At 46.5% G+C, this 26,612-nt stretch carries 32 protein-coding genes and 5 pseudogenes; 34 read left to right on the forward strand and 3 right to left on the reverse strand.

The window, feature by feature from the left end; all coding sequences use genetic code 11:
- The first annotated feature begins 188 nt into the window (after positions 1–188).
- The 34 genes and pseudogenes from GSQ19_RS28575 to GSQ19_RS28740 all read left to right on the forward strand — a co-directional run.
- Entirely contained in the window at positions 189–1,094 is a 906-nt protein-coding gene (locus GSQ19_RS28575; protein WP_224311648.1) for an NmrA family NAD(P)-binding protein, read from the forward strand.
- Between the two features lie 25 nt (positions 1,095–1,119).
- The gene (locus GSQ19_RS28580; protein WP_011316789.1) at positions 1,120–1,758 is read left to right on the forward strand and encodes a nuclear transport factor 2 family protein; all 639 of its coding nucleotides are present in this window, start codon (positions 1,120–1,122) and stop codon (positions 1,756–1,758) included.
- A 63-nt stretch (positions 1,759–1,821) separates the two neighbouring features.
- On the forward strand, positions 1,822–2,556 hold the full coding sequence (locus tag GSQ19_RS28585; RefSeq protein ID WP_011316790.1) for an SDR family oxidoreductase: 735 nt from the start codon (positions 1,822–1,824) through the stop codon (positions 2,554–2,556).
- A gap of 234 nt (positions 2,557–2,790) precedes the next feature.
- Entirely contained in the window at positions 2,791–3,348 is a 558-nt protein-coding gene (locus GSQ19_RS28590; RefSeq protein ID WP_011316791.1) for a DsbA family protein, read from the forward strand.
- Between the two features lie 187 nt (positions 3,349–3,535).
- On the forward strand, positions 3,536–3,718 hold the full coding sequence (locus tag GSQ19_RS28595; protein ID WP_041457393.1) for a hypothetical protein: 183 nt from the start codon (positions 3,536–3,538) through the stop codon (positions 3,716–3,718).
- Positions 3,719–3,901: 183 nt separating this feature from the next.
- Positions 3,902–4,021 (forward strand): annotated as a pseudogene (locus tag GSQ19_RS30595) (SDR family NAD(P)-dependent oxidoreductase); the annotation flags it as partial.
- 117 nt (positions 4,022–4,138) lie between these two features.
- Positions 4,139–4,720, forward strand: coding sequence for a nuclear transport factor 2 family protein (locus tag GSQ19_RS28600; RefSeq protein WP_011316792.1), 582 nt, complete (start codon positions 4,139–4,141; stop codon positions 4,718–4,720).
- 162 nt (positions 4,721–4,882) lie between these two features.
- On the forward strand, positions 4,883–5,638 hold the full coding sequence (locus tag GSQ19_RS28605) for an SDR family oxidoreductase (protein WP_011316793.1): 756 nt from the start codon (positions 4,883–4,885) through the stop codon (positions 5,636–5,638).
- 17 nt (positions 5,639–5,655) lie between these two features.
- The gene (locus tag GSQ19_RS28610) at positions 5,656–5,808 is read left to right on the forward strand and encodes a hypothetical protein (RefSeq protein ID WP_153228381.1); all 153 of its coding nucleotides are present in this window, start codon (positions 5,656–5,658) and stop codon (positions 5,806–5,808) included.
- Positions 5,805–6,656: pseudogene (locus GSQ19_RS28615) on the forward strand (alpha/beta fold hydrolase); the annotation flags it as partial. The gene GSQ19_RS28610 and the pseudogene GSQ19_RS28615, both read left to right, overlap by 4 nt.
- A gap of 99 nt (positions 6,657–6,755) precedes the next feature.
- On the forward strand, positions 6,756–7,724 hold the full coding sequence (locus GSQ19_RS28620; protein WP_041457411.1) for a zinc-dependent alcohol dehydrogenase family protein: 969 nt from the start codon (positions 6,756–6,758) through the stop codon (positions 7,722–7,724).
- 254 nt (positions 7,725–7,978) lie between these two features.
- The gene (locus GSQ19_RS30380) at positions 7,979–8,113 is read left to right on the forward strand and encodes a hypothetical protein (protein ID WP_255449157.1); all 135 of its coding nucleotides are present in this window, start codon (positions 7,979–7,981) and stop codon (positions 8,111–8,113) included.
- A gap of 79 nt (positions 8,114–8,192) precedes the next feature.
- Positions 8,193–9,053 carry an alpha/beta fold hydrolase gene (locus tag GSQ19_RS28630; RefSeq protein WP_011316795.1) on the forward strand — a complete coding sequence of 287 codons (861 nt, stop codon included), beginning with the start codon at positions 8,193–8,195 and terminating at the stop codon, positions 9,051–9,053.
- Positions 9,054–9,489: 436 nt separating this feature from the next.
- Positions 9,490–10,155 (forward strand): hydrolase, encoded by a 666-nt coding sequence (locus GSQ19_RS28635; protein ID WP_011316796.1) that lies wholly within the window; start codon positions 9,490–9,492, stop codon positions 10,153–10,155.
- Positions 10,156–10,288: 133 nt separating this feature from the next.
- The gene (locus GSQ19_RS28640; protein ID WP_153228519.1) at positions 10,289–10,519 is read left to right on the forward strand and encodes an AraC family transcriptional regulator; all 231 of its coding nucleotides are present in this window, start codon (positions 10,289–10,291) and stop codon (positions 10,517–10,519) included.
- Positions 10,520–10,554: 35 nt separating this feature from the next.
- Positions 10,555–10,923 (forward strand): cupin domain-containing protein, encoded by a 369-nt coding sequence (locus GSQ19_RS28645; RefSeq protein ID WP_011316797.1) that lies wholly within the window; start codon positions 10,555–10,557, stop codon positions 10,921–10,923.
- A gap of 24 nt (positions 10,924–10,947) precedes the next feature.
- A pseudogene (locus GSQ19_RS28650) lies at positions 10,948–11,262 on the forward strand (salicylate esterase); the annotation flags it as partial.
- A 73-nt stretch (positions 11,263–11,335) separates the two neighbouring features.
- Complete coding sequence (locus GSQ19_RS28655) at positions 11,336–12,892, forward strand: GMC family oxidoreductase (protein WP_011316799.1); 1,557 nt, start codon at positions 11,336–11,338, stop codon at positions 12,890–12,892.
- Complete coding sequence (locus tag GSQ19_RS28660; RefSeq protein WP_224311643.1) at positions 12,870–13,121, forward strand: hypothetical protein; 252 nt, start codon at positions 12,870–12,872, stop codon at positions 13,119–13,121. The genes GSQ19_RS28655 and GSQ19_RS28660 overlap by 23 nt, the downstream gene beginning before the upstream one ends.
- A complete protein-coding gene (locus GSQ19_RS28665) occupies positions 13,108–14,049 on the forward strand; it encodes a DUF5996 family protein (RefSeq protein WP_011316800.1) in 942 nt (313 codons plus the stop codon). The genes GSQ19_RS28660 and GSQ19_RS28665 overlap by 14 nt, the downstream gene beginning before the upstream one ends.
- Positions 14,050–14,466: 417 nt before the next feature.
- The gene (locus tag GSQ19_RS28670; RefSeq protein ID WP_224311642.1) at positions 14,467–15,150 is read left to right on the forward strand and encodes a TetR/AcrR family transcriptional regulator; all 684 of its coding nucleotides are present in this window, start codon (positions 14,467–14,469) and stop codon (positions 15,148–15,150) included.
- A gap of 68 nt (positions 15,151–15,218) precedes the next feature.
- On the forward strand, positions 15,219–16,178 hold the full coding sequence (locus tag GSQ19_RS28675) for a CPBP family intramembrane glutamic endopeptidase (RefSeq protein ID WP_011316802.1): 960 nt from the start codon (positions 15,219–15,221) through the stop codon (positions 16,176–16,178).
- A 64-nt stretch (positions 16,179–16,242) separates the two neighbouring features.
- The gene (locus tag GSQ19_RS28680; protein WP_011316803.1) at positions 16,243–16,983 is read left to right on the forward strand and encodes a CPBP family intramembrane glutamic endopeptidase; all 741 of its coding nucleotides are present in this window, start codon (positions 16,243–16,245) and stop codon (positions 16,981–16,983) included.
- A 131-nt stretch (positions 16,984–17,114) separates the two neighbouring features.
- On the forward strand, positions 17,115–17,501 hold the full coding sequence (locus tag GSQ19_RS28685; RefSeq protein ID WP_011316804.1) for a hypothetical protein: 387 nt from the start codon (positions 17,115–17,117) through the stop codon (positions 17,499–17,501).
- Positions 17,502–17,654: 153 nt separating this feature from the next.
- Positions 17,655–18,446 (forward strand): CPBP family intramembrane glutamic endopeptidase, encoded by a 792-nt coding sequence (locus GSQ19_RS28690; protein ID WP_011316805.1) that lies wholly within the window; start codon positions 17,655–17,657, stop codon positions 18,444–18,446.
- Positions 18,447–18,589: 143 nt separating this feature from the next.
- Positions 18,590–18,877 carry a hypothetical protein gene (locus GSQ19_RS30485; protein WP_011316806.1) on the forward strand — a complete coding sequence of 96 codons (288 nt, stop codon included), beginning with the start codon at positions 18,590–18,592 and terminating at the stop codon, positions 18,875–18,877.
- Between the two features lie 588 nt (positions 18,878–19,465).
- On the forward strand, positions 19,466–19,867 hold the full coding sequence (locus tag GSQ19_RS28705) for a RidA family protein (protein WP_041457408.1): 402 nt from the start codon (positions 19,466–19,468) through the stop codon (positions 19,865–19,867).
- Positions 19,864–20,475 (forward strand): SgcJ/EcaC family oxidoreductase, encoded by a 612-nt coding sequence (locus tag GSQ19_RS28710; RefSeq protein WP_011316809.1) that lies wholly within the window; start codon positions 19,864–19,866, stop codon positions 20,473–20,475. The genes GSQ19_RS28705 and GSQ19_RS28710 overlap by 4 nt, the downstream gene beginning before the upstream one ends.
- 55 nt (positions 20,476–20,530) lie before the next feature.
- Positions 20,531–21,046, forward strand: coding sequence for a peptidoglycan-binding domain-containing protein (locus GSQ19_RS28715; RefSeq protein WP_011316810.1), 516 nt, complete (start codon positions 20,531–20,533; stop codon positions 21,044–21,046).
- Positions 21,047–21,063: 17 nt separating this feature from the next.
- Positions 21,064–21,306: an HU family DNA-binding protein gene (locus GSQ19_RS28720; RefSeq protein ID WP_011316811.1), complete on the forward strand. Its 243-nt coding sequence runs from the start codon at positions 21,064–21,066 to the stop codon at positions 21,304–21,306.
- A gap of 140 nt (positions 21,307–21,446) precedes the next feature.
- A pseudogene (locus GSQ19_RS28725) lies at positions 21,447–21,830 on the forward strand (transposase); the annotation flags it as partial.
- 54 nt (positions 21,831–21,884) lie between these two features.
- Positions 21,885–22,385 (forward strand): helix-turn-helix domain-containing protein, encoded by a 501-nt coding sequence (locus tag GSQ19_RS28730; protein WP_011316813.1) that lies wholly within the window; start codon positions 21,885–21,887, stop codon positions 22,383–22,385.
- A 47-nt stretch (positions 22,386–22,432) separates the two neighbouring features.
- Positions 22,433–22,957 carry an IS630 family transposase gene (locus GSQ19_RS28735; protein WP_041457390.1) on the forward strand — a complete coding sequence of 175 codons (525 nt, stop codon included), beginning with the start codon at positions 22,433–22,435 and terminating at the stop codon, positions 22,955–22,957.
- Positions 22,958–22,959: 2 nt separating this feature from the next.
- A pseudogene (locus GSQ19_RS28740) lies at positions 22,960–23,457 on the forward strand (transposase); the annotation flags it as partial.
- Positions 23,458–23,805: 348 nt separating this feature from the next.
- Here GSQ19_RS28740 and GSQ19_RS28745 read toward each other — a convergent pair.
- The 3 genes from GSQ19_RS28745 to holA form a co-directional block, all read right to left on the reverse strand.
- Entirely contained in the window at positions 23,806–24,477 is a 672-nt protein-coding gene (locus GSQ19_RS28745; RefSeq protein WP_011316816.1) for a hypothetical protein, read from the reverse strand.
- 92 nt (positions 24,478–24,569) lie between these two features.
- Complete coding sequence (locus GSQ19_RS28750) at positions 24,570–25,493, reverse strand: DNA polymerase III subunit delta' (protein WP_011316817.1); 924 nt, start codon at positions 25,491–25,493, stop codon at positions 24,570–24,572.
- Positions 25,490–26,449 carry a DNA polymerase III subunit delta gene (holA, locus tag GSQ19_RS28755; RefSeq protein ID WP_011316818.1) on the reverse strand — a complete coding sequence of 320 codons (960 nt, stop codon included), beginning with the start codon at positions 26,447–26,449 and terminating at the stop codon, positions 25,490–25,492. Before holA ends, GSQ19_RS28750 begins: the two co-directional genes overlap by 4 nt.
- Positions 26,450–26,612: the final 163 nt, after the last annotated feature.

Below are 26,612 nucleotides of genomic sequence, written 5' to 3' on the forward strand. Positions count from 1 at the left end.
CTAACTCAATACCTTACAGTTGACATTATAGAATCTCTGCAAACGATCGCTCTGGAGAATTAGGCAATCATCGGATAGGTTTGGGCATTTCAAGAACAGCTTTTCCAACCTATGCTGAACTTAGACGAATAGACAAGATGAGGATCAGGCAATGATGCAAGAAGGCAAAAATCGCCTGAGTGACCGGAATGATTAATGAGCAGGAGAACCTTATGTATGTAGTTTTTGGAGCGACGGGACAGACAGGTTCAGCAGTGGCTAACGCTTTGCTTGAGAGAAATTTTCCAGTGCGCGTTGTCTTGCGCTCTGATAAAGCTGCCAGTACATGGCGAGAGAAAGGTGCAGACGTAGCGATTGCCGAAGTCACTGATGTCGAAGCGATGACCGCCGCGATGCGTGAAGCGGATGCCGTCTATGTGATGAACCCACCTGCTTACAACGTCAGCGATATGTTTGCGCTGGCAGAACAGATCGGCGAGTGTTATGTTGAAGCCCTTACAAACGCTGATGCACGGAAGGTCGTGTTACTGTCTTCGGTTGGTTCACAGCACGCTTCCGGTACGGGCAACATTTTGACGACCCATATTTTAGAGCGCATGTTGGGCAACTTGGCAGTTCCCGTCACAGTTCTGCGAGCAGCATCGTTTATGGAGAATTGGGGGAGTGCCGCCGCGATCGCTGCCGAACAAGGGGTACTGCCCAGTTTTTTTGCTCCACTCGATCGTCGGCTGCCTATGGTTTCGACCGAAGACATCGGGCGCACTGCGGCTGAAGCCATGATTGAAGACTGGAAAGGTCAGCGCATCATCGAACTGCATGGTCCGATCGACTACTCACCAAACGATGTCGCTGCTGCTTTTGCCGCTGTGCTTAACCGTAATGTACAGGCAATTGCTGTTCCCGAAAGCGACTGGCAAGCAACAATTTCCAGCTTTGGCTTTTCACCTGAAGCCGTCAACAGCTACAGCGAGATGATGCGCGGTTTCAACTCTGGTCATATCGTCTTTGAAAGTAGCCCAGAGATAGAAACGCGCACCGGACAAACTGCAATAGAAGCTGCTGTTGATAGATTGACTGGAAGCAAATCCAAGTAAAAATTAGCTTGAGGAGATTGAAATAGTGCGTTATTTAAGTCAAATTTTCACGGGAGCAGGACTGATTGGGCTGTTGGCTATTCCGGTGATGATGCAAGCTCGCGCGAAGGCAGAGATTCAATCGAATGTGACTGCATTTGAGTCAAGTGATTACTCGACAGCGTTGAATCAGCAGTCCTCTCTGCTTCAGCCTTCAGCGATCGCAGACTTATCCCAAGCAACTGCGTCTAATTCAGCAGATGCACAAGCAACTCAGATGATCGAGCAACGCAACAAAGCAACTGTCCAGCAGTCTTTCGACCAATGGCGCAACGGAACTGGCAGTGCATTTGATCTGCTTGCCCCGGATGTAACCTGGACAATTACTGGGACGGGTGCAACTGCGGGCACATATCGCAGCCGACAAGCATTACTCGATCAAGTCGTTAGCCCGACCAGTGCCCGACTATCAACTCCAATTGTCCCGACTGTACGCGGCATCTGGGCGGATGGCGATATGGTGATCGTGCTGTGGGACGGGGAGGCGACCGCCAGAGACGGCAGATCGTATCGGAACACCTATACGTGGTATTTCCGCATGAAAGATGACCAGGTAATCGAAGCGATCGCCTTTCTAGACATGAGCAAGTTTACAGAATTGTGGACAAGGGTTTCACCTTCATGATTCAGGAAATGGAAATCAATATTTAGTTCACAGCACTCAACTCGAACAGAAGGGAAAACAACGATGTTAAACATTGAGAACAAAGTCATTGCGATCACTGGAGCCAGTAGCGGGATTGGCGAAGCCACAGCTAAGTTACTTGCTCGAAACGGTGCAAAGGTGCTTTTGGGTGCACGACGCACCGAAAAGCTCGAAAAGATTGTTGAGGAGATCCACGCCTCAGGCGGTACAGCAGAATTTAAAGCCGTAGATGTCACCGATCGAGAAGATGTGAAAGCGTTCATTGGGTTTGCAAAAGACAAGTTCGATCGCGTTGATGTCATCTTCAACAATGCAGGCGTGATGCCTCTATCCCCGATGAATGCTTTGAAGGTCGAGGAATGGGACAACATGATTAACGTGAATATCAACGGGGTGTTGAATGGCATTGCAGCAGCTTTGCCGATTATGGAAGCGCAAGGTAACGGACAAATCATCAATACTGCGTCGATTGGTGCCCATGTGGTAGTACCCACTAGCGCAGTTTACAGCGCTACCAAGTACGCAGTTTGGGCAATCTCCGAAGGACTGCGACAGGAGTCGAAAATGATTCGCGTCACCGTCATCTCTCCCGGTGTGGTTGAGACCGAACTCGGCTCTGATATCACAGACGAGCCAACAAAAGGCTTCTTGAAAGAACTTCGCAAAGACGCACTCAACCCGGATACGATTGCCAGCGCTGTTCTGTATGCCGTGTCTCAGCCGGATGATGTCGATGTCAACGAAGTGATTGTTCGCCCGATCCGCCATATGATGTAGGCAACGGCTCTCGTTCACGTCAGACAGATAGGATTGACCGTGCAATTAAGTTTTGAGTCTAACTTGAGTTAGAGCCTACCTTCTATCTTAAGAAGGAGCGGCTGCTCCATCAAATTACAGCCTAAAAATGTTAACTCACTGTAGACGACAACTAAAACCCAATTGCTTATATTGAATTCATGTGGATTGAGCAAGTGAATCGCAAGGTTCCATGCTTGATACAGATGTAGAAAGATGATCGACGACCATAGTTCCAGTTCTTTAGTTGTGCCAGCTTCAATCCAAGATCACAGTCAAGGTGTGCTAAGTGCCGCCGTGGTATTAGTGATGTATGGGGATTATCAATGTCCTAGAAGTGCAGCCGTTTACAAACTGATTAAAATCATTCGGCAAGAGCTTACGGTTTCTTTTGGAGAGGATTATTTATGTTTTATCTTCCGCCATTTTCCACAGATCCAGATTCATCCCCAGGCACAACGGGCAGCCCAAGCAGCCGTTGCCGCCGCCGCCCAAGGAAAGTTTTGGTTAATGAGCGATACTTTATTTGACCATCAACAAAGGTTGGAGAACGGTTATCTTGTCGAGTACGCCAATGATTTAGGGCTTGACATTCCTCAATTTCTCAAAGAGTTGTCTAAACAAGTGTATGTCGATCGCATCAATGAAGATATCGAAGGCGGAATACAGAGTGGAGTGACGACTACCCCAGCCCTGTTTATCAATGGAATTCGGTACACCGAGCGCTGGAACACGACGGAGTTGATGGCTGCCATGATTGCTGCAAGTTATTAAGTTCCCCGATCTTTGCTCTCAATTCATATCTGACTTGCCTGTAAGTGCTGTAAGCCATCTAATTTTGATGGCTAGATTTTGCCTGTTTCACTGAACAAATTTGCCGCTTTTTGAACCATGCCAACAACTGAATTCCTGCGTATTGATTTAGTGAATTACAAATCGGTATTTCATTGAGGATAGTTCTATGACGCATTCACTAGTACAAGGCAAGAATAATTCTGGGCATGAAGGTACACCTCAGACTGGTTCTCTTCGCGACTCCTCAGTTAATCATGCCCTGATTGCGATCGCGCAAGAAGTCACTGAGTTGCTGAGACAAACTTACCCGATACAAACTGACGAAATTGAAACAGGAGAAACAGAATGATACTGCAAGATAAAGTGGCGTTAGTCACTGGCGGAACTTCAGAAATTGGTCGTGTAACCGCGTTAGCGTACTCCTACGGGGAAGCAAGCTACGCGTAGCGTTCCGTAAAGCCTGCGGCATAGCTACGCTTAGGGCGCAGCCTCTCGTAGAGAAGGAAAGCTTAACGTTCGCGTAGCGTCTCGCAGAGAAGTTATCGCATTTGGTGCTGCTGGAGCAAAGGTAGTATTCTCAGGCAGACGCGATGCAGAAGGTGAAAAAACTGCCAAACTGATTCGTGAAACAGGCGCTGAATGCTTATACGTCTATTGAAACAAGTTCACTAACATCACAAAAATCTGACAAATCATTTTAAGAATCTGAAAGCAGTCAAGCATTGGAACTCAAGACACTTTAGATAGATAGAACCAGGAGTATTTAATCATGGTCAAAGAGCAAACTGTAGACGGACAAGCTTCTTTACAAGCAACTACCAATTTGACACCAGCCCAGGAGTCTTTGCAAGAACTTTGGGATGAGCATCTGCGGCACGAGTTTGACGCTCACAACACTGAAGATGCTCTTGCCACGATGGTTGAGGATGCTTACGTTAACGGCATTCCGGTAATGATTGGGGGAGTAGGGAAACCAGCACTGCGCGAGTTTTATTCCAAATACTTCATTCCACAGATACCGCCGGACATGGAGCTGACTCCGGTCTCGCGCACAATCGGGACCAATCAACTCGTCGATGAAATGGTGGCTAAGTTCACTCATACCATTCAGATGGACTGGATGCTACCCGGCATTGCTCCGACTCTTAAACGGGTTGAAGTGGCATTGGTAGCAATTGTTCAGTTTCGTGACGACAAGCTAGCCCACGAACATCTCTACTGGGATCAGGCGAGTGTATTGGTTCAACTCGGCATGCTCGATCCGGGTACACTGCCCGTTGTAGGGGTTGACAGTGCGCGCAAGGTACTTGATCCGAGCTTGCCCTCAAACGCACTGATCGATCGCGACTAAATGTAGGAGCCAGCAAATATCAATGCCTAAACCCGCCATTTTGCAATCAGCATCGTACTCATCCTGGTTGTAGGAGGTGCTTCTTATTGCTGGCCCCTACACGTATTGCTCATTGAGTTTTTGACAAAGTGACACAGCCATTCACAACAAGAGGTAACTATCATGATGCTGAAAGACAAGGTTGCTTTGGTGACTGGCGGAACATCGGGCATCGGTCGAGCAACCGCGATCGCTTATGCCAAACAACAGGCAAAAGTGGTGGTAGTGGGTCGTCGAATAGATGAAGGTGAAGAAACGGTTCGATTGATTCAGGAAGCTGGCGGAGAGGCGTTTTTTGTGCAATCAGATGTCACGAAAGAAGCCGATGTTAAAGCAATGGTTGATAAAGCGGTTGGCGTTTTTGGTCGGTTAGATATTGCCTTTAATAATGCAGGAATGGTCGGCGAAAATCCCTCATTGATTGAGCAAACAGAAGCGGAATACGATCGCATTATGAACGTCAATGTCAAAGGCGTTTGGTTGTCGATGAAATATGAAATTGCTCAGATGTTGAAACAGGGAAGTGGTGCAATCGTCAATACATCATCTGGGGCTGGAGTCGTTGCACTTCCTGGCGTACCCCTCTACACCGCGAGTAAACATGCAGTAGTAGGTTTAACAAAAGCCGCCGCGCTCCAATATGCCAAAGCGGGTATTCGCATTAATGCCGTTGCACCAGGGTCAATCGAAACAGATATGTTTGAAGCAGCTACAGGTGGGCAGGATGAGGTCAAAGCTTATATAACAGGACTTCACCCGATCGGACGAATTGGAACACCGCTTGAAGTTGCAAATGCAGTTCTGTTTTTATCATCTGACATAGCATCGTTCATAACAGGTGAAATGTTGATGGTAGATGGTGGGTTTGTAGCGCAGTAGTCGAACGACAGTGCGAGATGACAACACTTGCAGGCAAAGTTGCACTGGTAACGGGCGGTTCTCGCGGTTTAGGAGCGGCGATCGTAGGGTATGCGAAAGGTGTCCAAGATTCCAAATCTGAGTGTCGAAGTTCAGTCGGAAGAAAATCAAAAAAGAGAATTGTACGATGAAAATACGCTACGGGTTTCGACAGGTCGGCGATGTCGAAGTGTTCTACCGCGAGGCGGGGTCAAGCAATGCGCCAGTGATACTGCTGTTGCACGGCTTTCCGACCGCTAGCCACATGTTCCGCAACCTGATCCCTCTGCTTGCCGATCGCTTTCGGCTCGTCGCGCCGGATCTGCCTGGTTTCGGACAGACTAAGGCACCGCCACGCGGGATGTTCGACTATACGTTCGACCACCTTGCCGACGTAATCGAGGGCTTCGTCGATGCTTTGTCGCTCGATCAATACGTACTCTACATCTTCGACTACGGTGCGCCAATAGGTCTGCGTCTGGCAATGCGCCATCCTGAACGGATATCTGCGATTATCTCGCAGAACGGCAACGCCTACCTTGAGGGTTTCAGTGATGAATGGGGATCGTGGGAGACCTATTGGCGCGAACCGAGCGCAGCGAATCGGGAAGCCTGCCGCTCCTCGCTCACGCCAGACACAATCCGGAATTGGCAGTACGGTATCGGAGCCGATCCAAACCTTTTGTCGCCCGACGGCTACGAACTCGACATCGCCTACATGGGGCGAGCGGGCGCGGAGGAGATCCAGCTCGATCTGATCCTCGATTACCGCAGCAACGTCGCGCTCTATCCAGCCTTCCAGTCCTACTTTCGTGAGTACCGTCCGCCGCTTCTCGCCGTCTGGGGTCGTCATGATCCGGCGTTTCTGCCCGCTGGTGCTGCCGCTTATCAGCGAGATCTCCCGGATGCAAAGATTCATCTGCTCGATGCCGGACATTTCGCGTTGGAGACCCATGCGGAGGAGGTAGCAACGTTGATCCGCGCGTTCCTCGACAGCACGATCGGTTCCACGCTGCGTCTTGAAAGGGAGAACTTACCTAAGCTGAGTGGTATCAAAATTCCGTCACTGTTTATTCTAAATCAAGGAGAGTTGGCACAGATGGAATCTATGAAAGCAGCCGTATTAACTGCGTTTGGTGATGCTGAAAAGTTTGAGATTCAAACTGTTCCCATACCAACACTGAAGGCGAATCAGGTGTTAGTCAGAGTTTGTGCAACCTCGATTAACCCTGTCGATTACCAAACTCGTCGTGGTGATTACAAGGAACTGGTTCAACTACCTGCCATCCTTGGAGTCGATGTTTCTGGGGTGATTGAGGCAATTGGCGAAGCTGTGACTGATTTCAAGGTGGGAGACAACGTATATTACTCGCCGCAAATTTTTGGAGAATTTGGTAGCTACGCTCAGTATCATGTGGCTGATGCAGCGATTGTTGCATTGAAGCCTGCAAATCTATCGCACATTGAAGCAGCTTCTTTTCCGCTTGCAGGCGGAACTGCTTGGGATTGTCTAGTGACTAGGGGCAATCTACAAGTTGGTGAAACAGTTCTCATCCATGCGGGTGCGGGTGGAGTGGGTTCGATCGCAGTTCAACTCGCCAAAGCGATAGGGGCATACGTTTTTGCGACGTGTAGTTCTAGAAACCGAGATTTCGTGACAGAACTGGGCGCAGATCGAGTGATTGATTACAAAAATGAAGATTACGTAGAAGTCATTCGTCAAGAAACAAATGGACTGGGTGTGGATTTAGTTCTAGATACGATCGGTGGAGAAACAATTCAGCGTAGTCTAGAAATCATTCGTCCCTTTGGTAGGCTTACAAGCATTGTAGACATTGCAATACCGCAATCGCTTCTTGAAGCATGGGGTAAAAATCTGACGATTCATTTTGTTTTTTCACCCCAGTACCGAGCAAAATTAGAGGCTTTGACAAAACTCATCGAGCGTCATCAGCTTCGTCCAGTGATTGATTCAGTATTTTCTTGGGATCAGGTCGTTCTGGCACATCAGCGTCTAGAGCAGGGAGGAACACGGGGCAAAATTGTGCTGAAGTTTACAGAAGATTAGACCAGCTTTACAGCGTTAATAATTGCTAAACGGATCGGAGTTTGATTGTGTGCTGAAGGTCAATATTGATTGGAATAGGAGAAACATTGGGAATTGGTAGAGCAACAGCGTTAGCGTACCCCTACGGGGAAGCAAGCTACGCGCAGCGTTCCGTTGGCGCAGCCTCTCGTAGAGAAGGAAAGCTTAACGTTCGCGTAGCGTCTCGCAGAGAAGTTATCGCTTAAAGCATCCAATTGAACAGAGGAGAGATTCAAATGTCAGCCAAAAATAAAGCAATCTTAGAGGTGGCAAACGCGGCGATCGCCCAAGGCAACAATGAAGGATTCTTGTCGTTCATACGCAATGGATGCTTGCCCCATCTTGAAGTCTGCTTAACGCAGCATTGTTAAGACGGTACTCGATCTCTGCATAACAATTGTGATGCAACAGACAAAAACACATCATCAATTTACAACGGAGAAACCTCTCATGCCTTACATTACCGTTGGTCAAGAAAACTCTGCAACCATCGATCTCTACTACGAAGATCTTGGGACAGGACAACCGATTGTTCTGATTCATGGATTTCCATTGAACGGACATTCCTGGGAGAAGCAGGTTTTAGTTTTACTGAATGCAGGATATCGAGTAATTACCTACGATCGCCGAGGATTTGGCAACTCCAGTCAGCCCTCATCTGGCTATGACTACGATACCTTCGCCGCCGATTTGAATACACTCATGACCAAGCTTGACTTGCAAAATACCGTGCTGGTCGGTTTCTCAATGGGAACGGGTGAAGTCACACGTTATCTTGGCAAATACGGCTCAGAGCGGGTGCAGAAAGCCGTGCTGATAGCTCCCGTTCCACCGTTTCTGTTAAAGACAGACGACAATCCAGAGGGTGTTGATCAAAGCGTTTTCGATGGCATTATGAAAGCGATTGTTGACGATCGTCCAGCTTATTTCTCTGCCTTTTTCAAAGAGTTTTTCAATGTTGATGTATTGCTTGGCGATTCTCGTTCCGAGAGGCTTCGCCAACGCATCAGCAATGAAGCAATTCAAGCCAGTTGGAATGTAGCAGTAGGAGCTTCTGCTAAAGGGACTTTGGACTGTGTACCCTCTTGGCTCACCGATTTCCGCGACGATTTGCCCCGCATTGATGTACCAACTCTGATTATTCATGGAGATAGCGATCGCATTTTGCCACTGGAGTCCACCGCAGCAAGACTTCCAAAGCTGATTAAAAACAGTCAACTTGTTGTCATCCCTGGCGGGCCGCACGCCATCAACTGGACTCACGCCGATCAGATCAATCCCTTGTTACTGGACTTTCTTCAGCAGGAATAATCAGTGACCTGCTGAATTTCTGGCTTGTGAAAAAACTGTGTGATTCACCCCTTTGATTCAGACTCATACCAATTCAAAATTCAAAATTAAGAAACCTATCTTTTGTAAAGGTTTCTGGATTTGGGTCTGTATCAAAATCTTAGTGAAATGGTATCACACGCTAGTGGCGTGGCAAGCCTTAAATGTTGCATTAAAACTCTCTTGTGGGATGGGCTTCTAGTAGTCTCGCAAGAAAACTTTGCAAGGTTAATAGCAGCAAAAAAAATCTCTTTCTCCCCCTGCTTGCCCTAGCCTAGAAATTTTGGGTTGGTGAACTACTAGCCCGTCATCTGCTGGCAAGATGCCCACACGACAATAACTTATTTTTGCACTATTTTAGCCTTGCCACGCCACTAGGGCGTGTCTAAAAAGTAAACTTGAATGGAGACTTATAGCGATGTCTAAAAATCCAAAAATCGGCTTAGAAGGACTGCTTCGTCCAGAAGATAGCATCCTGGTACTGATTGACCACCAGCCTTATCAGTTCACCAACTTGAACAGCCATGAACCCACGATGATCATTAACAATGTGATTGGTCTTGCTAAATCGGCAAAAGTGTTTAACGTACCCACAATCCTGACCACAGTCATTGAAGAGAGAGGGGGTTACATCATCAAGGGACTACAGGATGTTTTTCCCGATCAAAAACCGATCAACCGCACTTTCATCAATACTTGGGAAGATCCAAACGTTACAGATGTAGTGAAGAAAAGCGGCCGCAAGCAACTTATACTTGCTGCGCTTTGGACCGAGATATGTCTCGCAATGCCAGCAATCCAGGCGCTGGGTGAAGGTTATGAAGTATTCATCGTTACCGATGCTTCGGGCGGTGTTAGTGCGGAAGCTCATGACATGGCGGTTCGCCGAATGGTTCAGGCTGGTGCAGTTCCAATCAACTGGATGGCTGTACTTGCTGAATGGCAACGTGACTGGGCACGCACAGAAACATCTGCGGGTGTATCAGAGATTCTTCTTGAGCATGGCGGTGCTAGTGCAGTGGCCCTTGCATGGGAACTTCAGATCCTGGCAACAACCCCTCCAGCGACCTCAGGTGGACATTAATACTTGAGGTTTCCTCTACGGAAGCAACAAGTAAAATAGGAGACAGCATTTTGAAAAAGATAAAATACTGTCTCCGTCTCAAGCGTTAGTGATTCATCTGTTGCGCCACTATTCTGAGGTCGTACAAATTATCATGCCTGAGAATAGAAGCTTAACTTACAGCCAATTGCAGCAAGCGATCGATTACATTCATGCTCATCTGAATCGTGATTTATCCTTAGCCGAACTGGTAAGTGTAGTTTACATCAGCCCGACTTACTGTGCAAGTTTGTTTAAGCGAACGATGGGGATTTCGCCCTATCAGTACGTAATTCAACGGCGCGTGGAACAGGCAAATTTCTTCTCCAAAATTTACAGATTTTGAACTTGCTCCGATTGTGTAATTGCAAGCCTAAACTTATGCTGATCCAAAAACTAAACGACTGTGAAGAAATTATCGCTGGAGATGGAACTGTTCTGCGCGAACTGCTTCATCCTGACAAACAAGACATCAACTTGCGTTACAGTTTGGCGTATGCGATCTTGCCTGTTGGCGAAACTTCGATTCCCCATTCTCTAAAGACTTCTGAGGTTTATTACATCATTAGCGGTGTTGGCAAAATGTCGATCGATAGCGAAGTTCGTCGCATTGAACCAGGCGATGCGGTTTATATTCCTCCAAATGCCATCCAGTTACTTTACAACTACGGCGACGAACCCCTTGTTTTCGTTTGTCTAGTTGATCCAGCTTGGCGCAAAGAAGACGAAACGATTTATGCACCAGTCTGATTCATGCAAATCTCACTGCTAGGGATTTGGCGAGAAGCGTTTATCAACGACGCTGACCTCGAACTAGCTCGATCCAGTTACGCACAATTATCGCCCCAACCGTATCAACCGTGGCTTGACAAGTTAGACCTGAAGCAGTTTTACTCGCTGCCCATCCCCAAAAGCTACCTCTACTGTACCGAAGACAACGTCCTCCCTCAAGGCGATTGGGGTTGGCATCCCAGAATGTCTAGCCGCTTGGGACTATTTCGGCTTGTACAAATGCCCGGTAGTCACGAGGTCATGTTTTCTAACCCGGTTAGTTTAGCAGAAAAGATGATTGTGGCAGGACGTGACTAGCAGCAGAATTTGCGATCGCCAACCCACTAATGTCGCCGTCATTCAACAAACAATGACCTGAAAAGGAGAAATCATGACAACTACATACCATCACAGTGCTGCTTTTGATTATATTGTGATTGGCGCCGGTTCAGCAGGCTGCGTTGTTGCCAACCGTCTTACAGAAGACCCTAATACTAAAGTATTGCTGCTCGAAGCGGGTGATCCTGATACCAAGCCAGAACTTCAAGTTCCCTCATTGTGGCCTACTACACTCTTAGGCTCGGAAGTGGACTGGGCATACTTAACTGAAGGGGAACCTTACTTAAATAACCGCAAAATTTTATCTTCACGCGGTAAAGTCTTGGGCGGCAGCAGTTCGATTAATGGCATGATTTATATACGAGGCAATGAACGTGACTACAATAGCTGGCAAGCGTTAGGTAATATTGGTTGGAGTTATCAGGATGTCTTGCCTTACTTCAAGAAATCGGAAAACCAGCAGCGGGGAGCATCGTTATTTCACGGGGTTGATGGACCACTTAGTATCACAGATCCACTTTCTCCTGCAAAAGTGTCGCAACGCTTTGTGGAAGCCGCGATCGCACAGGGCTATGAGCAAAATCCCGACTTTAATGGCGTACAGCAGGAAGGTGCAGGACTTTACCAAGTGACCGTGAAAGATGGCAAGCGCCAAAGTACAGCAGTGGCATTTCTGCGTCCGATTAAAGATCGCCCCAACTTGACCATTCAAACAGGAGCATTGGTGACTCGTTTACTCTTTGAGGGAAAGCGTGCAGTAGGGGTAGTGTATGTTCAAAATGGAACGGAGTATCAAATCAGGGTCAACTCCGAAGTGATTTTGAGTGCTGGCGCCTTCGATTCTCCTAAACTGCTCATGCTTTCTGGAATTGGACCTGCTGAACATCTGCGGGCAGTAGGCATTCCTGTAGTTTTTGATTTGCCGGGTGTCGGCCAGAATCTTCAAGATCACCCACTTGCTGTTATTGCCTACCAGTCTACTCAGGACGTACCCCTTGCGCCAAGTAGTAATGGGGGAGAGGCTGGGTTATTTCTGCATACCAACAATAATTTAGATGCGGCACCTAATTTGCAATTTACAATTGTTCCGATTTTATATGTCGATCCTGCCTATGCACGTGAAGGTCCGGGATTCACCCTTACCTTTTACATCACCCGTCCCGAAAGTCGTGGTAGTGTAAGACTACGTTCCTCCTCCCCCTTCGACCCACCGTTGATTCGCGTCAACTATCTTCAGAAAGAATCTGACATGCAACTGATGGTTGAAGGACTTAAAATTTTGCGTCAAATTGTGTACTCCGATGCGTTTAATGAGTTTCGGGGTGAGGAAATTGCTCCAGGGAGTTCCGTGCATAGCGACAAAGCAATCGAAGATTATATTCGGCAAACGTGCGGTACGGGATGGCATCCTGTTGGGACGTGCAAAATGGGTATTGATCAAATGGCGGTTGTCGATCCTCAACTCAAGGTACGGGGGATTGAAGGGTTACGAGTTGTTGATGCATCGATTATGCCAACTATGATCACAGGAAACACAAATGCATCGGCAATTATGATTGGAGAAAAGGCTGCCGATTTGATAAAAGTTGGAACAAAATTGCCTCAATGATGGTGAAAGCCTCAGAGATAGCCTTCCGCCGCATTATCAAGCGTTACTCGACAAGCTAGCGAGAGAATCGGACGATAATACGATAACGATGCCTTTTGAGATTTGGCGAGAAGCATTTCTCAACGATGCTGACCTCGAACTGGCTCAATCCAGTTACGCACAATTATCGCCCCAAGCGTATCAATCATTATGTTCTCCTCATGTGGGTGATTTTCATGGCTGTTTCTAATCAAAGTACTTCCATTGACAGCGTTTGGCCCAGTTTGCCCTTAGCAGCTTGGCAGGATACCTATGCAACTCTCCATTTATGGACGCAAGTCATCGGTAAAATCCGGTTGGCACTGGCACCTAAACTTAATCACTGGTGGCAATCTACTCTTTATGTCACACCGCGTGGACTAACAACCGCTTCAATCCCTTGCGGAACTCGTAACTTTCAAATTAGCTTTGATTTTCTCGACCATCAACTACAAATCGACACTAGCGACGGCATTACTAAAAGAATTGCACTGGCTCCTCGCTCTGTGGCAGATTTTTACCAAATGGTGCTAACTACATTGAGCGACATCGGCATCGAAGTCCGAATCTGGACGATGCCGCAAGAAGTGTCAGAACCCATCCCGTTCGATCAAGACTATCAACACGCAGCTTACGATCCGGAGTATGCACAACGGTTTTGGCGAATTCTTGTGCAAGTCGATCGCATCATGACCTTATTCCGTTCACAGTTTATTGGTAAATCCAGCCCTGTACATTTTTTTTGGGGCAGCTTTGATCTTGCTGTGACTCGTTTCTCTGGTCGTCGTGCGCCAGAACACCCAGGAGGAGTTCCGAATATGGCAGATTGGGTTACGCGCGAAGCCTATTCACACGAAGTCAGTAGCTGTGGTTTTTGGCCAGGGGGTGGGTCAGTGGTAGAGCCTGTTTTTTACGCTTACGCTTATCCTGCGCCGGAAGGGTTTCGAGATTACCCAATCCAACCCAGAGAAGCTTTTTACAGCTCACAAATGCAAGAGTTTATCCTACCCTATGAAGCCGTGAGACAAGCTGACGATCCAGATGCAATGCTCCTTGCCTTTTTCCAAAGCACCTATGAAGCAGCAGCCAACTTAGGACATTGGGATCGAGTAGTCCTGGAGCGTTCCCCAACCGTGTAAGGCTAACAAATTGCAAATTGCTGAAGCGGATGGACTAGCGACCTTGATACAAAGTTTGAGGCGATCTGCTGCCACTTAGAGATACTGAATGGATAGTGGATAACCGGACAACCGATTTGCAAACAGCAGTTATACAACGCGGTAAGCAAACAAGGAACTTCCAAATAAATAAATGTCCAATCGCTTTTGAAGCAGGGGGAGCAGGGGAAGCAGAGGGAGAAAGAATCTGACTTTTCATGTCATGTGGATTGGATAATTTAATTTCTGGAAGTCCCCAAGGAGCTTTCGTAATCAAAACTGGGGTCAAGTCCGAAATCAGCAGCGCGGTGTAAATCATTTGCAAAAGCTATCTCTTGCGAGGTATGTCACTTAGTGACAAAATGTCATTTAATGACAAATATGGCACGAAAGACGGCTATGGCGAGTGATGGTGACAGCAACGCGATGAGCAATCACAAATCAGGCGATCGCAAATCAGGGGGGATGAATGCACAACGGCAACAGCGGGTACGTCTGGAGATTTCGCGGGAGGCAGCGCGTTTGTTCTGGGAACACGGTGTTGCTGCCACGAGCGGCGAACAAATCGCAAGCGCGGTTGGAATCTCGGTGCGAACCCTCTGGCGGTACTTCCGCAACAAGGAAAGCTGTGCTGAGCCGGTCTTGGCGCAGGATGTCGAGGAGTGTGTGGCGGTGCTGCGCCGCTGGCCTCGGGAAGTCTCTCTTGAAGATCACCTCCTTGAATGGGCAACGAACCGAACCAAAGATGTCGAGCAGCAAGCCTACGACGAGGCTGTCATCAAGATGACCGTGCTGGCTGAAAAAGAGCCGGATCTTCGCGCCGCCTGGCTAATGACCCACGATCGAATTGAGCGAGAACTGGTCGAGATCATCGCGGATCGCCTGCGCCGCCCATCTGATGATATTGAGGTGCGGTTGCACGCGGCTGTCACCACCGCAGTTTTGCGCGTCATTAGCGAAGATGTCAGCACCGCCCTCATGTCGGGAGCCGATCCTGCCTCCATCGGCAACCCCATCAGGCATATAGCCCAAGCTGTGCGCGTAGCCACTGGCGGAGCCGTCGGTGATCCCGTTGATCCCTAAAAACAATCGCAACGGCAACTACAGCCCAATTCGAGCAATACATACACGCACGAGCAAAGGAGACGAAGATGAGGATCAAAGCAATCACAGGACATCAGAAAATCGGAACGGAAGCGAAAGATTCAACTTACGTGGAGGCTGCCGGGTGGGGGAAGTATCGGTGGTGGCGGTATGTTCTGGGGTTGATGATCATCCTCTTTGCATGGATGGTCGTCGGTAGTAGTGCCAGCGTACTCGTCGCGTTCGCGCTCGGCGGACAGGCAGACCCCTCAGTGCTCAGTCCCGTGGAATACTACCTGTTTGTCATGACGAGTTTCTTGTTCTTCTTCGTGGGAGTCCTTATCGCTGTCTCCCTCGTCCACCGCCGCCACCCCCGAACACTCGTCACGGTGCAGGAGCGGATAAACTGGCATCGGGTCGGTCATGGATTCGTGGCGTGGTTCGTGCCGTACTGCCTGATCGGTGGGCTGGGGCAGTATCTGTTTTACCCGGATACCTTCTCCTTTAACTCCGACCTCTTAACCCTCGCACTCTTCGTGCCGCTGGCGCTGGTTCTTACCGCGATTCAGACGACCACTGAGGAGCTTTTCTTTCGCGGATACGTTGTGCAGGGTGCGAGCCTCATCTGGAGCAACCGCGTCTTTCTGGCGATCGTGCCAGCCGTGATATTCACCCTGCCGCACCTCCTTAACCCGGAGGTGTCCGCAGGCGGCTGGCTCACGGTCTTTTCCAACTACTTCTTCGTTCCGGGTCTGGTGTGGACTGTGGTCTCATTGATTGACGGCACCACCGAACTCGCCATCGGCGTACACTTCGCGAACAACATCGGCGGGGCACTCCTGTTCAACATCACTGGAAGTGCCTTGCCCTCACCCGCTCTGTTCACAATCAGCGAGTATCACGCGACCTACGGGGCACTAGCGGTGCTGGTTGCAGTACCCGTGTTTCTGGCGATCGCCTACAAGGTGTTCAAACGCGACGGGGTATCCAAACTCGTTTCCCAGAGCGATCGGAGTGGTCGTTGGTGACCCCGGCAAATCCCGAACCCATCAGCAACTGAAGTCAGCAACCCGATAAAAGGAGTCAATTATCATGCCTCGTGTTTCTTCAAATCACTTGCGGGAGTCGGGAAAGCCCCCTTCCGCGTCCTCGGCTCGGTCTAGCAAGACCTCCCGTCCGGGCTGGCCCGAGATTATCGTCGGACTCGTTGTCTATTTAATTGTAGGGTTCGGAGGCATCTCGCTGTTCAAGCAACTCAGTCTTGACCCCGTGGTCTACGGCCTGATCTTAACTGCATGGACTGGTGTCGCCACGCTGATCGCGTTCGCGGTGGCTGCGCGGCTGCGGATTCGTTCCCTGAGTGCCTTCGGCGTGCGTCGAACCTCCGGACGCTGGCTCCTGATCGGCGTCGGAGTAGGACTGGTTGCCTTCGTGCTCAAGAGTCTGGCGATCCTAGCCTGGGTTCAGATCACTGGGGACACGAACAATGTCCAGGATGTTTACGGAGATGGCGCTCGCGGCGGGTTACTGTCTCTGGTTTTGAGCACGGTGTTCATTGCCGTCTTCTCACCCCTTGGTGAGGAACTGCTCTACCGAGGCATCGTCACCAACGCGCTGCTGCGCTACGGCCCGTTTGTTGGGGTCGTGGGCAGCACTGTGATCTTCGCTCTCATGCATGGGATTAACAACATCTTTCCCGCTGCTGTGGTGGCTGGTCTCGCCACCGCCGAGGTCTTCCGCCGCAGCGGATCGATCTGGCCCGGCCTCGTCGTCCACTTCGTTTTCAACCTGCCCTCGTTCCTGTTGATGGTGTTGTTCACCAGCACGGGCTGATAGGAGGGATCGGAGTTTGATTTTGCGCCGAAGCTCATATTCGATACTTACAAGTTTGTTACCTGTGAGCGGAATGTAGAGCAATGTGCGCCTGAATCAGCAGATTAAACTAATTAAGGAGAATCACAGACATGACTATCACTCGACTAAAGCGCTCTCAAAGCCTCCAGTCGTTCAACTTCCAAACTAATCTCATGAAAAAGATAATTTTGCTAGCACTGGTGGGTACGGGATTCATAGTAAATATGCCCTTTATGGCACAGGCACTAGATTCAGAAAAAATTGGTCAGAACCTTGATCGAGAGCGGAATATGTCAATCGCTCAGTACAATCGCGACGATCGATATCGTCACGATCGATATCGTCACGATCGGTCTCCTTATCGAGTGTTTGTGGTTTATTACCGCAGCCGTGACAATCGGAGATGGATTTTTGTGAGTACTCACTACAATCGTCGCGATGCCGAACGTGCTGCCGACCGCTTGGAGCGGCGTGGTTATCGAACCCAAATTTTATGATAGAGGCGTTTCAAACCAAGAGAGAACAACCAGATTTGATTTTAGGAGAAACACAATGATACTTCAGGATAAGGTGGCGCTAGTCACCAGGTGGCAATCTTTATCTTGACATTGTGTCTACCCAGTATGCTGATGTCTCTGGAGATTAAATCAATGGCAGTTTTGAAACAATTTGGGATTCTATTTGTGTTGGGCATTGCGGGAATTGTGATGCTTACGATTACGTCGGTTCCATTAATTGAGCAACGGTTAGCGAAGCTGTCTCCAGAAACACTGGAAAAAGTGCCGCCATTGGGGATTTTAATGCTTCTGCAAGGACTACAGTATTCAATCCTACTGGCAATCAGCATTCTGATCGGAATTGGCTGTGCCTATCGCGTTGGATTACACTCACATTTGATTGATCATTGGGTGTTGCACACCGCTAAGTCTCCATCTTTTGCCGTTGAGTTGAAGTGGAGCTTGGGTGTGGGTGCAGCAGGGGCGATCGTTCTCTTGTTGCTCGATCGGTTGATGCAACCTGCCCTACCTGAAGCGCTACAGGCAGCCAATAATACAGAGCGAAGTTGGTTGAATTTGCTCACAGCAATATTTTATGGCGGCATCACTGAGGAAATTTTGATGCGCTGGGGTTTAATGTCGCTGCTTGTTTGGATCGCATGGAAAGTCTTCAAACAAGGCATTACGTTGCCCAGTCAAGGGATTTACCAGGCTGCGATCGTTCTAGCCGCGTTGGTATTTGGACTACTACACCTGCCAGCGACTGCTGCGATCGTTCCCCTCACTCCAGTTGTAATTATTCGGGCGTTGTTACTGAATGGGATTGTGGGAATCGCGTTTGGCTGGCTCTTTTGGCAATATTCGCTAGAGGCTGCAATGTTAGCTCATATCAGCGTTCATGCTTTTACCTTTGTTCTTAGCGGTTTGCTGGCTCTTTTGGCTTAGGTTTTGGAATAGATCTCATAGGGCTATCACTGCCCACAAAGTCTTGCTGTGAAAGGTTTTAAAGAGAAAGGTTTTGAAAATGGTGGGCGATGCCCACTACTTGAATTGATGCTCAACTCTACAGTTTTAAGGTAGTAAATCAAATGATTCAGTGCAAAGATTTCGCGCCTCGAATTACTGAACGAGGACCCTTCGGCGGAGCTTCCGATTACGAATCCTTCTCCGAGGTTGTGAGTACTGTCAATCAGTGGATCGAAAATACAACGATACAGGTAATCAATGTTGAAACTGTTGTTTTACCCGATCGGATTGAAGGCACAGGTGATGATGTCTACGGAGTGACGACCAGTAATGCTTTCCACCCAGTGATGATCAGTCAGGGTCTTGCAATCAATTGCTTTCAATGTGTGCGTGTGTGGTACAGAGAATAAGCTTTATTGGAAAGAGAAAAAATGAAACGATTTACTTTGTTTACTTTCCTGTATCTTGCGCTGGGAGTTTGTCTGACAGCGATCGCGCTTGGATACCCAAACCTGCCTTCGGGTCTTCAAAGAAGCTTGTTCATTAGTGCAGGAACCTCCTACATTTTTTGTCTCCTCAGCACCTTCCCATTTTGGCGCGAGAGGACGATCCGCTTCTATCGCAGACGGAATTCAGCGGTAATTCTACCCTGGTTGGTGATGGGATTCTATATTGTTTGGATGATCTGGGAGGTTCAGAGTCAGAACTGGACGATGGAAGCCATTTTAGGAGCGTTTTCGCGGCTAATATTTGTCTTAGGGTTTGCAGAAATCATTGTGATTACATGGCGAGTGAATTCTGAACATTAGTGTCTAAATCGAATGGCACGCTCGTTAAGACACAGCCCCTGCCCTGACTGGTTTCCAGTCTTAAGACTGGGAACGAGACTAAACAAGCGTTTGGGCTTTTCTTAGTGCCATTCGGGTCTAAATCGGATGATGCCGAAACAAACTCGTTTCAGGAACGCGAGGAGTCAAACGTACTACATGAGGAACACCATGAATAAGCCCAAGTTTTTTGTTACCCCTGGTTATGGGGAATATCTGTTGAATCAATTGCATTACTCGCAAGCGGTAAAAATTGACAATCGAGTGGAGATATCAGGGCAAGGTGGCTGGGATGACAATCTGCAAATTACCGAATCGCTTGCAGACGAGATTGCTCAGGCGTTCAGGAACGTCGAGCGAACCTTGGCGACGGCTGGTGCGGGTTGGGAGCATGTGGTTCACGTTAATTCTTACCATGTTGGCGGGTTCCCCCCGGAGGTTAACGAAGTGATGTCCAAGCTATTTCGTCATTATATGCCGAATCACGCTCCAATCTGGACACAGGTAGGAGTCGCGGCGCTTGGACTACCCACGATGCGGATTGAAATTCGCGTGACTGCAATTGTTCCGTGAGTTTTGCAAGCGTTAATAACACAATTTATGCTGCTCGAAAACTGGTCTATCACTTAAAAGGAGAACTCAAGAGTGTGAATTCACAAACAGCTCAAACCACCACTAATGCTGACGAGTCGGCAATCCGTGCTTTCCTTCACCAGATGATTGATGCTTGGAATCGAGGTAGCGGGGAAGGCTTTGCTGAACGGGGCAGCAAAACTGCCGATTTCCTCACGTTCGAGGGTACACATCTCAAGGGTCGAAAAGAAATCGCTGCATTTCATCAGCAAGCGTTCGACACGGTTATCAAAGGAACATGCCTGGAGGGTGAGGTGAATTTTGTCCGCTTCGTGAACTCGCAACTCGCGCTCATGCACGTAGTTATCAGGGTAATACTGCCCGGACAAACTGAAACTTCACCGTCACGAGATTCGCTGCCGCTATACGTCGTAACGAAATGCGACGAAGGTTGGCGGATCGAAGGGTTGCTAAATACCCGGAAGTTAACGCTAGAACGTCAATTCTTCTTAGACGACTTTGACTCCCTGAGTGCAGAGGCTCAACGTCAAGTGACCGACCTCGTTGCAGGTCTCAAAGCGAGTGGAGTAATCACTCCGACGCAATAATCACTCCGACGCAAATTGATGCGAAATAAAACCAATCTCCATCAGGAGGACAATCATGAAACCTCAACTCATTTTCGGAGTACTAACGATTGCAATAGGATTGCTCGGAGGTTCATTCACTCATCCCGCGATAGCGTTCGCGGAGCGTGTGCTTTGCACTCAGCGCTGCTGCGTTCGCCCTTGGCATCTCCCAAGGGGAGAAGCGCAGATCGCACACCGCATTCCTCCACAACAAACCTCCCCCATTCTGATCGCCACTGCCTACACTGATTTAACCTTACCTACCTTGCGCCAAGGCGATCGCGGCAGAAACGTGCAATTGTTACAGCGCATCCTTCAAGACAATGGCTTTTTAGGAGCCGCAGGTGTGAGGTTAGGCAATCCAAGAGGGGCGATCATCGATGGCATCTTTGGTGCGGTCACAGTGTCTGCGGTACGCGATCTCCAGCGACGATACAGAATCCCAGTTACAGGGCGAGTCAATCCAACCACCTGGGAAGTCCTGGATATGCACGAAAACCCCTATCGATCGCCGCTTCCCTGGAAACAACAGAACATTACACAACCATAAGCCACAGGAGATTTCTAATGAACCGAAAGATTCTTTCAATCAAAATCACAACTACTGTTACTGAAGCTGTAGCGAATGGAGATAAGGTAACACTTGTTGGTTTTGGCTCATTCGAGCGACGCGATCACGAAGTGTGCCGAAGGTATCGCTCAGAGCGTGAAGGGCGTAATCCCCAAACCAACGAGAAAATCACCATTCCTGCTACCAAAATACCTGCATTTTCTGCTGGCAAGCAGTTTCGGGAGAAAGTAGCACCATAGATGAATTGCTTTGTTACCAGCAATCCAATCACTGTTCCCGCTGTGGCGATTACTATGAATGGGCTGTTTCATAGTAAACCTTTACCTATTGCTGCAATTCAAAACTAAAGTTTTTCTTCTTCATTTTCTACACTCCATACCTTGGAAAACATTTGTTAGCAGCCAAACATAGACCTTCAAATGTAGACCCAGCAGCCGGGGCATTATCAGAACTACAGAGAGTAATTAAACAAATACGTACACAATGGAAGAATGTTGAGATTTTAGTACGTGGAGATAGTGCCTATTCCAGAGACGATATCATGACATGGTGTGAGTCGCTCCCTGGAGTTGACTACGTTTTTGGATTGGCGCGAAATAGTCGTTTAATTCAAATGACCACGACGACTCAAAATAGAGCAAAGATTGAGTTTGAGCAGAAATTATCAACAGTAGTTTCATTCTTAGAAACTGTATTTAAACCAAATGAACAACTTTCCGAACTTGCTTGTGACCTGATTGATAACTCAATTTGGCATAATACCAATTCACTAAAAATATGATACAGATAATTAAGGAATAAATAGGAACAAGAAAAAATGGCTGGAGTGACTAAAGTCGAAATAAAAGAGTCAGTCGAAGAGTTACATGAACTGCTGTTAAAACAAAAAACAACATCAAGCCGTGAAAGAATACAAGCTTTGTATTTGCTGAAAATGGGACAAGTAAAAACAATACAGGATGTAGGTGTTGTTCTGGGCAGAGGAAGAGTAACAGTACAGAGATGGTTAAAGGCTTATACACAATCAGGAATAACAGGCCTGTTAGTAACAAAAAAGAGTACAGGACGACCGCCAATTATAAAGTCAGAAGCTAAAGAGCAACTTTTAAAAGAACTGGAACAACCAGAGGGATTTAAAAGTTATGAAGAAATCCGAACATGGCTAAAAGCAGTGGAGGGAATAGAAGCATCATATAAAGTAGTACATGATACAGTTCGTTATCGGATGAAAGCGAAGTTAAAAGTACCGAGAGCAGTAGGGATAAAACATAACTCCGAAGCAGAATCAGAATTTAAAAAAAACTGCCACAATACCTAGAAGTCATTAAAAAACACGTTATAGAGCCAAAGGATAAACACAAGAGAATTAGATACTGGTGTGGTGATGAAAGCCGTGTAGGATTAAAAACAGAATTAGGAAGACTGATTACGCTTTGTGGCATTAAACCTATCGGTATCATGCAATGGAAAAGAGAAAACTTCTATTTATACGGTTTAGTAGAACCATTAACTGGTGAGTATTATATTTGGGAATTTTCTCATCTCAACACAGCTTGTTTCAATATCTTTTTAGAACAATTTGCAGCTACATATCCAGACGATATACATATTCTTCAATTAGATAATGGTGCTTTTCATTTAAGCCAGACACTTAAAATTCCCGAAAATATTATTTTCTTATTTCAACCTCCACATACTCCTCAAGTTAATCCCATTGAAAGGTTATGGGAAGAAGTTAAAAGAAATTTAAGTTGGGAATGCTTTGCCAATTTAGACGAGTTAAGAACAGCTATATGGCAACGCCTTGAGCAATTAAACAACTCAATTGTTGCTTCTATTACAGGTTGGGGTTTTATTCTGGATGCTTTATTTGTATCAGGCTTTTCGTGAATTGGTATAAGTCGTTAGAATATCAGACTCGTGAATCTTGGAGTCGTAGTCGTCGTGTTGTTTGTAAGGTTGAATATGGAATCAAGGGAAATAATATTCGTTTTGTTGTTACTTCTCTGTCTACCAATAAAGTACCTCCTGGTCAACTATACAGACAAAAATATTGCTCCAGAGGGGAGATGGAAAATCGCTTTAAGGAACAACAACTTGAGCTTTTTAGTGATAGAACCAGTACTCATACATTTGCCGGAAATCAGCTACGTCTATGGTTTTCTTCTCTTGCTTACGTTTTGATGAATGCATTGCGGTCACAATGTTTAGCCAAAACAGAATTACAAAATTCTCAAATTGGAACTATTCGGACAAAAATATTGAAGTTAGGAGCCTTAATTACTATAAGCTCACGGCGAATTTTAATTGCGATTACTAGCTCAAGTCCTTCCAAACATATCTTTGCTGCTGCTTACAGATGCTTAAAAATTCTCCTGAATACCGCTTAATCTCAAGTCAAGCAGCATTTCATTCCTCTCTAATTAATAATACTTTGGACTTGGTTTGATTCAAGGCTTCTTTTGGATGCTTAATTTTATGAACAGAGTGTTTTTTCAGTAGCAAGAAAAAATAGAGTAATTGTTTTAGCCTGATAATGGCTAATTTGTACTTACTTTATTTAACCTCATAAATTTCAATTGATAATGTATAAAGAAATGCCTGAAATCAAGTGAGATGAATTGATTTTTTATTGTTTGTGAGAAATTCGCGGTATGACCTTACAGCAGGCTCACAAACAGGGTATTGCTGCCCGCGAAGTCACCCTGCCGATGGCTCATATCGCTCTTTATTAGTTATTAAAACAGTGACAATTGCTCCATCTTAGTATTACTTTCAGTTGAATTTGCTGTAACAGGGTGTTTGTTGTTATTTGAAGACTTCTTACCCCATCCCTCTTTCGCCGCGTGTTTGACTACACGAGAACGAATATCAGCAGCCAGGGGTTCATAATCAGATCGGATTTTGTCATACGAAACCGGAGTTGTACCAATCTTCTCCCACAGGTTTTCGTAGTTGAAATTCTTGAAAGGTCTGTGTCTGACAAGGGCATCATAACTTGCCCAGAGGTAAACATCTGTCCATTGGGATGATAGTGGCGCTTCAAAAGCAATTGGCATCATCAGTGCAACAACTTCGCTACTAGAGGCGAGTTTACCTACTTCTCCCTTGTCTATCTCTTGTAAAGCTGCATCTAATCTATCAACTGCGATCGCGCGCCAAACCCAAGTGGGAATTGTCTGTTGCCAGCCGTTCTGCTGAGTGACAATTGGCCCGGCGATGTATTGAACAATTTCACGGCTTGCTCCTGCTAGATCGAGTAGGCTGGCTGTTACAGTTTTGTTAATCCCTTGGCTGGTTAGTAACTGAAGTATCTTTCTAGTGCTAGGGTTTAATATTTCGCTAGCTTTTTGGTTTTTACTGTTGCGGATGGTTTCTTCGACATCGAATAAACTGTGCTGCTGGTTCATATCTTTTATGTGTAATCTTTTATGTGTAAACAAATACTGCCAGCTAGAAATACTTCTAACTGGCAGTGCTTTTTGATAATGAGTGGGTTTTGTTATGGCAGAAGTAGGCTATCCCAAACGCTTCTGGGCGTAACATGATGCAGCAATTGCTTTCTTGCCTGAGTGAATTTAGCTAGTAGCTTAGTGCTTTTTAATTTCTGCCACCAGTTGTATTGCAGGTAGGTAAGCAACCATAACTGCGTCTGGTGATTCCAGCTTGAGATGGAGTTACTCAAACTGAGTGCCTTGAGGATATCGTCAGGAGGTACTTCCAGTTCCTTTGTGATTTCTTGTGAGATGGAAGCTAACATTTTAATATTGGCGATCGCTTGACCAGGACTGCCCGAACTGATAGCTAGTATTTTTTCTGTTGCCTCAATCTGTTGGTCTTTAAGAACAGAAATAACCTCCTCATCAGTTAACCTTTGGAAAGGTATGATTTGACACCTACTCTTGATAGTGGGTAATAGTTTTTGAGGATAGGATGAGATCAGAATAAACGTTCCAGTTTTAGGTTCTTCCAGCGTCTTGAGAAGTTTGTTAGCGGCAGTAGGGTTGAGCATATCTGCTTCATAGATAATCACTACCTTTTGCTTGCCCTCGACTGCACTAGTTGAGAGAAATTCAATTACCTCGCGCATTTGTTCTACTCGGATAGCAGGGACACTTTTCTGCTGGGAGGTGTTTTCGGTATAAGTTGGTTTGATTTGTAAGATGTCTAGATGTTTAGATTCTCCTGCGCTCGCCGTCCCTTGCGCGTCTCCTTTAGGAGGAGGCAGGTGTTTCGCCATCGCGGAGCGACTTCCTCTTGAGAGTATTGCATTTGCGAATGCCAAGGCAATTTTTCCTTTGCCCACTCCCTCAACTTCGCTGCTAAATAGGTATGCGGGAGCAATTTGATTACGTTCGATTGCTTCAGTTAGTAAAAGTTTGGCGGTATGCTGTCCGATGATTTCTGTAAATAAATCGTTTTTCATATCATGCAAATTTCGATAATTCGACTAATTAAATTGTTAGTGCCGCTTTTGAGTTCCGTTTCGAGTTGTAAAAGTAAGGTAAGGCTGTTTTTCAGTTTTTGAACGCCTACAAACTTGATTTCATCTTTGAGGTAATACAATCTTTTAGGGTTTTTCACTTCGGCTATTTCTGCAATCTTTATGTCAGATAATCTAGCTTCTACACCAGCTTTAGTTATTAGCCAAGTACGAAAAAATGACGTAAGCGTTGCTACTATTTTGAGTGGATGTTCATTACTATCTAGTAGTTTATCCACCTGCGCTATTGCCAAGTTTGAATGATTCCTTAACATAGCAATAGTAAGCTTTTGGTAGTCAGTATTGTGATTACTAACTAATTGTTTTATCTCCTCAAGAGAAATAATTTTTTCACTTGCATAGACAGCAAGTTTAGCAAATTCGCTATCGACTCGTGCAGTGTTATTACCAATTGCTTCGACTAGATAATCAGTCACATCTGGTGTAAATTTAACTTGGTGGATAGCTGCATACTTCCCTATCAAATTAACTATCCCCTTTTTATCCCAACAAGGAACGAGAGGAAACTCTTCTTGTTGAGCATATTTTAGGATAGTTTTTACTACTGTTCTACGGGAATCTGGCTTTTTGTTACTAGTAATTAAAAGAATGTTACTTGCAGGTATTCGAGAAAGTTGATTTTCAAGTTCTTGGTTATTATCCTCATTTGATAAACTTCCAATTAAATGATCGCTGTCTGTATGAACAATTTTGTTACCCTCTCCAAAGGGTAAAGTCATAACCTCAGTAAAAACCTTGGCAGCAATATTTTTCTCATTTCCAGATAGCTTGATGTAGTTGAAATCTTTCCATTCAGCATGAACATTTTGATTCACCAAATGGTCTATTTTTTGGTTGAGCGAATAGGTATCTTCGCCGTAGTATAGGTATACTGGCATCACAGATTAGATAAACATCTAATCATCATGCGTTAGTCATAAGCGGTGGTTAAAAAAAGAAGAGTTAGTATTAACTCTTTCTGCTTGCTTGGTATTTATTATGTGTGACCAGTAAATACCTTACTTAACTTTGTGCTGGTTGTACGAAATTTTGAATTGAGTC

Source organism: Trichormus variabilis 0441 (assembly GCF_009856605.1).
Taxonomy (GTDB): Bacteria; Cyanobacteriota; Cyanobacteriia; order Cyanobacteriales; family Nostocaceae; genus Trichormus; species Trichormus variabilis.